Origin of the sequence: Rhodococcus sp. EPR-157, assembly GCF_001647195.1 — a bacterium.
Classification (GTDB): domain Bacteria; phylum Actinomycetota; class Actinomycetes; order Mycobacteriales; family Mycobacteriaceae; genus Rhodococcoides.
Genome location: NZ_LVCV01000044.1, coordinates 1 through 10,721, shown reverse-complemented (window position 1 = coordinate 10,721; position 10,721 = coordinate 1). Strand labels below are relative to the sequence as shown.

At 64.2% G+C, this 10,721-nt stretch carries 11 protein-coding genes; 5 read left to right on the top strand and 6 right to left on the bottom strand.

From position 1 onward, the window contains the following. Positions 1–57: 57 nt before the first annotated feature. Together A2J03_RS01940 and A2J03_RS01935 are read right to left on the bottom strand one after the other, a co-directional pair. A complete protein-coding gene (locus tag A2J03_RS01940; protein ID WP_068368993.1) occupies positions 58–1,425 on the bottom strand; it encodes a phosphomannomutase/phosphoglucomutase in 1,368 nt (455 codons plus the stop codon). Between the two features lie 205 nt (positions 1,426–1,630). After that, on the bottom strand, positions 1,631–2,044 hold the full coding sequence (locus tag A2J03_RS01935; RefSeq protein ID WP_197480571.1) for a DUF3499 domain-containing protein: 414 nt from the start codon (positions 2,042–2,044) through the stop codon (positions 1,631–1,633). Positions 2,045–2,119: 75 nt separating this feature from the next. On the opposite strand from A2J03_RS01935, the gene A2J03_RS01930 reads away from it, so the two are divergent. Continuing rightward, complete coding sequence (locus tag A2J03_RS01930) at positions 2,120–2,605, top strand: metallopeptidase family protein (RefSeq protein WP_068368990.1); 486 nt, start codon at positions 2,120–2,122, stop codon at positions 2,603–2,605. A 75-nt stretch (positions 2,606–2,680) separates the two neighbouring features. Here A2J03_RS01930 and A2J03_RS01925 read toward each other — a convergent pair whose 3' ends face one another. Further along, complete coding sequence (locus tag A2J03_RS01925) at positions 2,681–2,914, bottom strand: WhiB family transcriptional regulator (RefSeq protein ID WP_027496498.1); 234 nt, start codon at positions 2,912–2,914, stop codon at positions 2,681–2,683. A 728-nt stretch (positions 2,915–3,642) separates the two neighbouring features. Between A2J03_RS01925 and cofD the strand changes: the two genes are divergently transcribed. The 3 genes from cofD to A2J03_RS01910 are packed head-to-tail and all read left to right on the top strand — an operon-like array spanning position 3,643 to position 6,513. After that, positions 3,643–4,611: a 2-phospho-L-lactate transferase gene (gene cofD / locus A2J03_RS01920; RefSeq protein ID WP_068368987.1), complete on the top strand. Its 969-nt coding sequence runs from the start codon at positions 3,643–3,645 to the stop codon at positions 4,609–4,611. Beyond that, positions 4,608–5,963, top strand: a complete 1,356-nt coding sequence (locus tag A2J03_RS01915; RefSeq protein ID WP_068368984.1) for a coenzyme F420-0:L-glutamate ligase — start codon at positions 4,608–4,610, stop codon at positions 5,961–5,963. Before cofD ends, A2J03_RS01915 begins: the two co-directional genes overlap by 4 nt. A gap of 1 nt (position 5,964) precedes the next feature. After that, complete coding sequence (locus tag A2J03_RS01910; RefSeq protein WP_068368981.1) at positions 5,965–6,513, top strand: NUDIX hydrolase; 549 nt, start codon at positions 5,965–5,967, stop codon at positions 6,511–6,513. 10 nt (positions 6,514–6,523) lie between these two features. Here the strand turns inward: A2J03_RS01910 and A2J03_RS01905 are convergent, their stop codons facing one another. Genes A2J03_RS01905 through rfbD form a run of 3 tightly spaced genes read right to left on the bottom strand, consistent with a single transcriptional unit; the run spans position 6,524 to position 9,427 of the window. Continuing rightward, positions 6,524–7,609, bottom strand: coding sequence for a sugar phosphate nucleotidyltransferase (locus A2J03_RS01905; protein ID WP_068368995.1), 1,086 nt, complete (start codon positions 7,607–7,609; stop codon positions 6,524–6,526). Between the two features lie 17 nt (positions 7,610–7,626). Then, positions 7,627–8,511: a glycosyltransferase family 2 protein gene (locus tag A2J03_RS01900; protein WP_068368978.1), complete on the bottom strand. Its 885-nt coding sequence runs from the start codon at positions 8,509–8,511 to the stop codon at positions 7,627–7,629. Positions 8,512–8,560: 49 nt separating this feature from the next. Further along, on the bottom strand, positions 8,561–9,427 hold the full coding sequence (rfbD, locus tag A2J03_RS01895) for a dTDP-4-dehydrorhamnose reductase (protein WP_068368975.1): 867 nt from the start codon (positions 9,425–9,427) through the stop codon (positions 8,561–8,563). A 347-nt stretch (positions 9,428–9,774) separates the two neighbouring features. Here rfbD and A2J03_RS01890 point away from each other — a divergent pair. After that, a partial coding sequence (locus A2J03_RS01890; RefSeq protein WP_197480572.1) for an LCP family protein occupies positions 9,775–10,721 on the top strand: 947 nt, incomplete at its 3' end.

Below are 10,721 nucleotides of genomic sequence, written 5' to 3'. Positions count from 1 at the left end.
TCGTATGCCTCACATGTGATGGTGCCCGTATACCCACGGACACGTCCACTATTCCAGTCAGGCCCGGACCACGTCGAGAATCTCCGAGGTGAGTGCATCGACCTCGGATGAACTGCGAGCCTCCACGTTAAGACGCAGCAGCGGCTCGGTATTGGACGCTCGGAGGTTGAACCAGGCGCCGTCCTTCAAGTCGACCGTCACGCCGTCCAGTCGATCGATAGACACGGTGCGATCGGCGAACGCCTCCAGTACCGCAGTGGTCCTCTCGGCAGCGTCGGCGACAGTGGAGTTGATTTCCCCGGACGCCGAGTAGGTCTCGTAGGAACTCATCAACTCGGACAGCGGACGATCCTGAGAGCCGAGCGCGGCAAGCACGTGCAACGCAGCCAGCATCCCCGAATCCGCACACCAGAAGTCCCTGAAGTAGTAGTGCGCCGAGTGCTCGCCACCGAAGATGGCACCGGTGTCCGCCATCTGCTGCTTGATGAACGAATGGCCGACCCGCGTCCGCACCGGGGTGCCGCCGAGCTCGGTCACCAACTCGGGGACAGCTCGCGAGGTGATCAGGTTGTGGATCACCGTCGCGCCCGGCTCCTTCGCCAACTCGCGCTCGGCGACGAGTCCGGTCACCGCCGAGGGCGACACCGGGTCTCCCTTCTCGTCGACGACGAAGCACCGATCGGCGTCACCGTCGAACGCGAGTCCGATATCAGCGCCCGTGTCCAGAACGAACTTCTGCAGGTCCTTCAGATTCTCCGGGTCGAGCGGGTTCGCTTCGTGATTCGGAAAGGTCCCGTCGAGCTCGAAGTAGAGCGGTTCGACCGTGACGGGCAAGCCCTCGAACACCGCGGGAACGGTGTGACCACCCATGCCGTTGCCGGCATCGACCGCGATCTTCACACCGGACACCTGCGACAGGTCGACCAGGTTCTTGACGAAACTTGCATAGTCGCTCAGCACATCACGCTCGGTCACCGAGCCCGGCTCACCATCGAAGGACGGGACCCCATCGACCAACTCGCTCTTGATCGTCGCGAGGCCGGTGTCCTGTCCGACTGGTTTGGCGCCGGATCGACACAGTTTGATGCCGTTGTACTTCGCCGGATTGTGGCTGGCGGTGAACATTGCACCGGGGCAGTCGAGCATGCCGGACGCAAAGTACAGCTGGTCGGTGGATGCAAGGCCGATGTGCACGACATTCAGCCCTTGGGAGGTGACGCCGTCGGCAAAGGCCTTCGACAGCTCCGGCGACGACGCACGCATGTCGTGCCCAATGACAACCTGCGTCACCGAGGAGTCCTTCACCAATCGTGCGAACGACGCACCGACGTCACGGACGAAGGCCGCATCGATCTGTTCACCCACCACCCCACGAACGTCGTAGGCCTTGATGACTGCATTGACGGCTTCGGCAGTGCGTGCCACGAACGACTCCTCGTATTGATCAGGTGGGGGTTTATCGGGTGGGTGGTGCGCGAGTACGGGTCTTTCCAGTCCGTCGACCTACGAATGTGTCATAGATGAGTGTGGTCGGCGCGACGACAAAGGGCAGATGTGACAGAAATGATGCCCGCATCGTTCACTCGAACGATGCTGCGTCGGAACATGGTTTTCGATGGCGCCGATGGAATCAGGCCGTGGGGTCCGGAAGCACCCGCAAATGGCCGCGACGACCGGTCCGTACCGGCGAACCCGGGCGGCGGTCCGTTGCCGAGTCCGGCGTACGCCGACCCTCCTGAGTGCGGACGGAGCCGGATTCCTTGCCACGTTCTCCACGACCGGCTTCGCGAACGGCCTCCGCCAGGGCGGTGAGGTCATCCTCGTCCGGCGTCGACGTGGTGAAGCCGCCTTCGTACCGAACCAGTTCCCACCCCTTGGGTGCCGTGGTGGTCGATGCGTGGACCTCGCACAGATCCCAGGAGTGCGGCTCGTCCACGGTGGCGAGGGGGCCGACCACAGCCGTCGAATCCGAATAGACATACGTGAGCGTCGCAACGGCCGAACGGTTGCACCCAGGCCGGCAGCATCCACGCAGAGATCTCACACCAGAGAGACTAACCCCCGCTTCTTTCGCCGAGCCGATCGACACACCGCGAGCAGACCCCGATAACCTCACGCCATGGCTCGAAGTGCATCCGGACGCAGAACGACCTCTCGATCTGCCGCACGACGCGGACGGGGGATCCGCGGCCCTGTACTGCCCAACAACGTGCCAGGACACCGTTCGCGAGCAGACAGATTCGACCGATCCGTACTGGAAGCTTTCGCGCGAATCGACCATAAGTGGCATGAGAAGCTCGAGCGCCTCGATATCGCTGTCGACGAGGTACCGAAGATCCGCGCGAAGGATCCCGAGTCCGTCAACTGGCCACCTGAGGTTGTCGCCGAGGGCCCGGTGCCGCTGTCACGACTCGTTCCTGCAGGCATCGACAAGCGCGGCGAAGCTACGCGCGCTCGGATAGTCCTGTTCAGGAGGCCGCTGGAACGACGGGCGAAGCACCCTGAAGATCTCGAGGATTTGCTGTACGAGGTGCTGGTCGAGCAGGTTGCCACCTACCTCGGAGTCGAGCCCGATGTGGTGGATCCGGGCATCGACGGGGACTGACTGCGTAAACGGAGACTGACTGCGCAGCCGACGACTGACGGCCTACCGGAGGCGTGCGTCGACCCAAGGCCGGTCTCAGCCGATTCCACGCTTGAGACGGCGCCTCTCACGCTCGGACAAACCACCCCAGATGCCGAAGCGCTCGTCGTTCGCGAGTGCATACTCCAGGCATTCGTCCTTGACTTCACAGCCGAGGCAGATGCGCTTCGCCTCGCGAGTCGAGCCTCCCTTCTCAGGGAAGAACGCTTCGGGGTCGGTCTGCGCACAGAGGGCACGTTCCTGCCACTGATCTTCGATTTCCTCGAACATCTGATCGAAACCAGCGATGAGACTCAGGGCCGGCTTCACAGGCTCACGCATCGAAAGCTGTTCTGCGATGCCGTCGTCCGAGTCATCATCGGAATCGATGTCGGCCTCTGTGTGCACGACGTACGCGGACGCCGCATCCACCGGAACGATCTCCGAACGGACGTCGCCGGATACATCGTTGTCGATACTGATCGCGCAGTCGCCTCGTGCTGCGCCTGCTTCGGAATCGGTCTGCGGCGCGTCGTCGACTGCGCTGAGGTGAGCAGGGGACTCTCCCCGTTGTTCACGTGTCACGTGCTGGTCATACATCGCTTCCGCCTCCTCACCATTTACTAGCGCAGATATTGCCGGTCGGTTCCGAACACCTTGCCCCGCGCCGGTATTCGTAGCCATTCACAGTCACATTCAAACCCTCGACCTCTACTACACGTTGCCCACAAGGATCACGCCGCATGAGAACGCATGTTCGAATCAAGGCCGCCTCCAAGTGAACTCACTCGGAAACCTTGGAATGACATACATGTGATTAGACACGCCGGAGTGCGTCGCGGTCAAGCCGATGAACCATTTTGCAATACCATCTAGAACCCCCGAATCGGCACCCTCGAAGGATCTGCGCCCGTCTTGCGCGTGTCGCGCCCGAAAAATACCCGTCGAACATGCGGTGAGCTCGCCGGAACGGCGGGCGCCCACGCACCGCACGGCCACACGGCATAGGCTTTCGACCTGTGAAAGTGACTGTCTTGGTCGGTGGTGTGGGAGGAGCTCGTTTCCTCCAAGGTCTCAATACCCTTCTCGGTGACGACGGCGACATCACCGCCGTCGTCAACGTGGGCGACGACGTGTGGATGCACGGGCTCAGAATCTGCCCCGATCTCGACACGTGCATGTACACACTCGGCGGCGGAATCGACACCGAACGCGGATGGGGCCGAATCGCGGAGACGTGGCACGCACGAGACGAACTCGCGGCCTACGGCGCCGATCCCGATTGGTTCGGGCTCGGAGATCGAGACATGGCAACCCATCTCATTCGCAGTCGGATGCTGCGCACTGGATACCCGTTGTCCGCAGTGACCGAAGCGCTGTGCAACCGATGGAAGCCAGGCGTCCGACTGCTCCCCGTCTCCGACGATCGCAGCGAGACACACGTCGTGGTGACAGACCCCGACGACGCCTCGGGAGAATCTCGGCGTGCAATTCACTTCCAGGAGTGGTGGGTTCGATACCGCGCGCAGATACCGACGCACAGCTTCGCGAACATCGGCGCCGAGCAAGCAACTCCAGCGCCAGGCGTACTCGACGCGATCGAGAGCGCCGACGCCGTGATCCTCGCTCCGTCCAACCCGGTAGTGAGCGTCGGCGCCATCCTCGCCGTGCCCGGAATACGCAGTGCGCTCCGTACCACCGAAGCCAAGGTGGTCGGCCTGTCCCCCGTCGTCGACGGGAAACCGTTGCGCGGGATGGCCGACGAATGCCTCTCGGTCATCGGCGTCGACACGAGCGCCGAAGCTGTCGGAAGATACTACGGCGCACGGTCGGACACCGGAATCCTCGATACGTGGATGATTCACTCGACCGACACCGCGGCGGTGCCAGGGGTCGACGTCGTCAGCGTTCCACTGCTCATGACCGACCCGAGAACAACCGCAGAGATGGCCGCTGTGGCGTTGCGATCGGCGGGTCTGACGCTGTGACCGGTACGGTACCGACCGATCACGCCCCGGGAGGAAGCATCGAAATCCTGCCTGTGCGTGGTCTTCCCGAATTTCGCCCGGGGGACGATCTCGCTGCATCCATCGCCGAGCATGCACCATGGATCCGCGAGAACGACATCCTGGTCGTCACGAGCAAGGTGATCTCCAAGGTCGAAGGCAGGCTCGTCGACGCACCTGTCGATCTGGAGGAACGCGACGCTGCACGTCGGGTACTCGTGGACCAGGAGGCAGTCCGGATAGTTGCGCGCAAGGGGCGCACACTCATCACCGAGAACCGCCTCGGCATCGTTCAGGCAGCATCGGGAATCGACGGCTCCAATGTGGACGGCGCCGAACTCGCGCTGTTGCCCGAGGATCCCGACAAGAGCGCATCCGCTCTCCGCAACTCGCTTGCCCAGTTGCTCGGCGTGTCCGTCGGCGTGGTCGTCACGGACACGATGGGTAGGGCATGGCGCATCGGACAGACGGACGCGGCCATCGGTAGCGCAGGCCTCGCCGTGGTCCATGCCTATGCGGGCGCCGAGGACAGCCAGGGCAACGAGCTGATCGTGACCGAAGTCGCCGTAGCCGACGAGATCGCCGCCGCAGGCGATCTCGTCAAGGGCAAGCTCGGGTCGGTACCGGTTGCCGTCGTGCGGGGTCTCACACCTGTCGACGACGGTTCGCGCGCCCGAGATCTGGTTCGTCCGGGCGAGGACGACCTGTTCTGGCTCGGCACCGAAGAGTCGATCGTGCGCGGACGACGACAAGCGCTACTGCTGCGTAGGTCGGTGCGCTCGTTCTCCGACGAGACGGTAAACCCCGAGGACATCCGTGGCGCGGTAGCCGATGCGCTCACTGCGCCCGCGCCACACCACACTCGACCGGTCAGGTTCGTCTGGGTGCGCACGCCCGCACTGCGCACCCGGTTGCTCGACCGCATGACGGAGAAGTGGCGTGAAGACCTGCGGTCCGACGGCCTGGACGAGGGTCGGATAGATGCTCGTGTCGCGCGCGGAAGGATCCTGTTCGACGCTCCCGAGATCGTCATTCCGTTCTGCGTGCCCGACGGCGCGCACACCTACCCCGACGAACACCGCACCCGCGCAGAGGAAACGATGTTCACCGTGGCCGTCGGAGCTGCGGTGCAGGGATTGCTCGTCGCGCTGGCCGTTCGAGACCTCGGAAGTTGCTGGATCGGTTCGACGATCTTCGCCTCGGATCTGGTGCGCGCCGAGCTCGGCCTACGCGCGGACTGGAAAGCTATGGGCGCCATCGCAATCGGCCATCCGGTGGAACTTTCGACACCTCGCGCACCGCGCGATCTCGGCGCTGAACTACTGGAGATGTGAGATGAGCGCTCGCTCGCTACACGACTCTGCTGTCGCCGCTCTGGAGGAGTGGCCGGTGCTCGATCACCACGAAGACTCCTTGCGGCACACGATGCTCGCGTTTCTCGCAGGGAGCCCCGACGGTTGCTTGCGCAGTAACGAACCCGGACACATCACCGCATCCTCGTTGGTACTCGACGAGTCGGGCGAGCAAGTGCTACTGACGCTGCACCCCCGCGTCGGGCGATGGATCCAGCTCGGCGGGCACTGCGAACCCTCGGACGAGACCGTCCTCGACGCGGCGATGCGCGAGGCGCGCGAAGAGTCGGGCATCGACGAACTCACGATCGAGCCGACACTCCTGTCGGCGAACACCCACCCGATCACGTGTTCGCTCGGCAAGCCGACCCGTCACCTCGATCTGAGATTCCTGGTCCGCGCTGCGGCGGGAACCACCGCGGTGCGGAGCGAGGAGTCGACCGACCTACGTTGGTGGCCAGTCCACGACCTCCCTGCGAACGCCGAGGCCGACACGATCTCGCACCTTGTCGAACTGGCCCGCCAACGCTGATCGGCGACGATCAGACGTCGGTTGAGAAGCGCACACCGCCGTCGGGAAGCTTGACCCCGGGCCACACCCGAGCGCCACGCAGAAGCTCGCAGCGGGCACCGATGTCGGCACCGTCGCCGATGATGCCGTCACGAACGAGGGCACGCGGACCGATACGAGCGCCGAAACCGATGATGGACCGCTCCACCACGGCGCCTGCCTCGATTTTGGCTCCGTCGAACACGACCGCGCCATCGAGCCGCGCGCCGGCGCCTACCTCCGCGCCGCGGCCGATGACTGTTCCGCCGATCAGTAGTGCACCCGGTGCAATGCCTGCACTCGGGTGAACCAGTGACTCACCCCGCGTCCCGTTCAGGGCCGGGGACGGTGCGATGCCGCGAACCAGATCGGCCGAGCCCTTGACGAAGTCCTCCGGTGTTCCCATGTCGCGCCAATATGCGCTGTCGACGTGGCCGTAGACACGCTTGCCCTCTGCAAGAAGCGCCGGGAACACCTCGCGCTCGACGGACACCGGGCGATCGTGCGCGATCGATTCGATGATCTCCCGCTTGAACACGTAACAGCCTGCGTTGATCTGGTCGGTCGGCGGGTCCTGCGTCTTTTCGAGGAACGCGGTGACGCGGCCATCCTCGTCGGTCGGGACACAGCCGAATGCCCGAGGGTCCCCTACCCGGACGAGATGGAGCGTGACGTCGGCCTCGGTTCTGCGGTGAGTGTCGAGAACCGCGGTCAGATCGGTGCCGCCGAGTACGTCGCCGTTGAACACGAGCACAGTGTCCGCGCGGAGTTTCGGCAGGACGTTACGGATGCCTCCGCCGGTGCCCATCGGCTCGGTTTCGGTGACGTACTCGAGTTCGAGGCCGAGTGCGGAACCGTCACCGAAATGTTCCTCGAACACCTCTGCTTTGAACGATGTGCCGAGGACGACGTGATCGATTCCCGCAGCCTTGATACGCGCCAACAGGTGGTGCAGAAACGGTAGTCCGGCGGTGGGAAGCATCGGCTTCGGCGCCGACAAGGTGAGCGGCCGGAGCCGAGTACCTTTGCCGCCCACAAGGATCACAGCATCGGTCGTCTTGCTCGTGTCAGCTGACATCGTCGGCCTCTCTGTTGTCATCGCTGTTCCCGATCGTCGATCTGTCGCGCTCGAAGTGCCGAAGCCACAACCACCTTCGAGCGCGCTGCCAGGCCCGCGCGCAGCGCCCATCGAAGGGGAGCTTGCCACACATGTGGGTGACGATCGGCCTGAAAGCGGTACGCGCTCGTGTGGTGGGCCGGAAGCATCAGTTCCGGATGTCTACCTGCCGCATGCCCTTTGGAGTGGGTAACTTCGACTTCTGGAACGTAGACATTGAGCCAGCCGGCTGTTCCGAGGCGGTCTCCGAGGTCCACGTCCTCCATGTACATGAAGTAACGGGAGTCGAACCCGTTCACCGAATCGAACGCGGCACGCCTGAGCAGAAGGCACGAGCCGGACAGCCAGCCGACTGTTCGCTCCGTCACAGCCTCGTTGTCCTGTCGGTACCGCGCCGTCCATGGGTTGTTCGGCCAGATCTTGCCGAGCAGGGCGTGGCCCGCGCCCGAGGTGAGGTCGGGGACCGAGCGAGCCGAGGGGTAGCGACTGCCGTCGGGTTCGCGGATGAGCGGGCCGAGCGCGCCGGCACGCGGCCACCGCTGCGCGGCGGCCAACAGTCCGTCCAGCGAGCCCGGGTGCCAACGGACATCCGGATTCGCGACGACGATGAACTCGACGCTGTCGTCGACCTCGGCAACCGCACGGTTCACAGCGCCGCCGTACCCGAGGTTTGCACCCGTACGAAACAGGCGGGCATTCGGATAGGCAGCATCAGCCGCTTCGGGGGAACCATCGGTCGACCCGTTGTCGGCCATGATGACCTGTGGAGTCTCGGTCGTTGCCGTCGAGAGCGAACTCAAGAACTGATCCAGATATTCACCGGGCGAATAGGTCACCGTCACGACGGCCAGCTTGGAACTCACGCGCGCAACACTATCGTTCCCCCGATTGCGCCCCGACGGTGCGCAGCCGTCACGTGGCGGCCGGCCCTGAAACAGCCAGCGCGTCGGCGAGCGCGTCGCGCCAATCGCGTAGCGGAGTGAGTCCTGCCCGAGCCCAGGCATCGGCGGACAGAACCGAGAACGCGGGCCTCGGTGCCGGACGCACGAATTCCGAGCTCGAACACGGCTTCACCCGGTCCGGATCGGCACCTACCCCGGCAAACACGGCCCGAGCAAGCTCGTACCAGCTCGCCGTTCCACCGTTCGTCGCATGCAGAATCGGAGCATCGACCTGGTGCGCAGTGACCAGTTCGAGCACTCCGCCGGCAAGATCCCACGAATAGGTCGGCGAACCGACCTGGTCGTCCACCACGCTCACTGTGTCGCGCTCACCCTCCAGCCGTCGCATCGTGGACACGAAGTCGGATCCGGAGCCGGTGTAGACCCAGGCCGTCCGAACGACGTGCCCGGTTGGTAGCGCCCGTAGTACCGCCTGTTCGCCTGCAAGTTTCGTGCGCCCGTACGCGCTCTTCGGGGCCGTCGGTGCATCCGGCTCGTACGGCGTGGTCGATGTGCCGTCGAACACGTAATCGGTGGATATGTGTACCAATCGAGCACCGACGCGCGCACACGCCTCTGCGAGATTTCGGGGCCCGTCGGCGTTCACCGCCATCGCCCGGTCCTCGTCGGTTTCGGCGGCGTCGACTGCGGTGTAGGCCGCGCAGTTGACGACGACCATGCCCGGCACTACTGCGGCGGCGACTGCCGCCGGGTCGGTGATGTCCAGCTCGGTGCTCGTTGCGCCGACCGTGTGGTGTTCCCCTTCTCGGCTGCCCGCGCGTTCCACTATCTGTCGTCCGAGTTGTCCCCCGGCTCCGGTCACAAGGATGTTCGCCACAGTCGCAAAGTGTGGCACGCCGCCCGAGCTTGAGCGAGGCAGTGAGATTTCACAAGTAGCCTTAGAGCCGTTACAGGTACGAAACCAGGACACACTACGAACCGAAGAGGAAAGCCACGGTGCCACGAGAGTCGGACGGAACACGGGACGAGTCCCGCTCCCGTCACCGCGACAATCGTCGCCGCGAGAACCACAGCCGTCAAGATCCCAGCCGTCAAGATCCCAGCCGTCGGTCTCGAAGCGGCGATGGGCGCGAGTTCGACGGTCGCCGTCGCACCGCCTCTTCGACGCCGCGTTCGGCAGTGAATACGGACGCAGAACAGGCCACGCCTCGCCACGCCACCGCGCTGCGGGGTCCTCAGATCATCGTCGCCTCGCTGGCCATTCTGGTTCTGGTGGTCACCGGGTTTGCGTGGCGCAGCGTCGACAGCTTGCGCTCGAACATCGCCACGGCCGGTGGACTCGGGCTCGGAGGCGGCGCAGACGGCGCAGTCGACATCCTGATGGTCGGCACCGACAGCCGTACCGATGCGCATGGCAATGCCCTGTCTCAGGCGGAACTCGATTCGCTGCGAGCCGGCGACGAGGTCGCCTCGAACACCGACACGATCGTGCTCATTCGAGTGCCGAACGACGGCTCCTCGGCAACTGCGATCTCCATTCCGCGAGACTCCTACGTGGAGGTTCCGGGGATCGGTATGTCGAAGATCAATGCTGCGTACGGCGCGACCAAGGAGACCAGGCGACTCGAACTGGTCGAACAGGGCGTCACCGACGCCGACGCCGAGAGTCAGTCCACCGAAGCTGGGCGCGAAGCACTGATCGAGTCCGTTGCCGACCTCACCGGCATCACAGTCGATCACTACGCCGAGGTCGGCCTACTCGGTTTCGTGTTGCTCACCGACGCGGTCGGCGGCGTGGACGTGTGCCTCAACGCCCCCGTCGACGAACCTCTGTCCGGAGCGAATTTCCCTGCGGGAGAACAAACCTTGTCCGGCGCCGACGCATTGAGCTTCGTGCGACAGCGGCACGATCTGCCGCGCGGGGACCTGGATCGCATCGTGCGGCAGCAGGTTTTCATGGCGTCGCTCGTTCGAAGCGTGTTGAGCGCCAAGACATTGAGCAATCCCAGCACGTTGAATCAGTTGAGCGGCGCGGTGCAACGTTCGGTTGTCCTCGATTCCGATTGGGACATACTGGAATTCGCCACCAAGTTGCAGGATCTCGCAGGCGGTAAGGTCAAGTTCGAAACGATCCCTGCGGTCGACATCAACGGAGTGACCGACTACGGCGA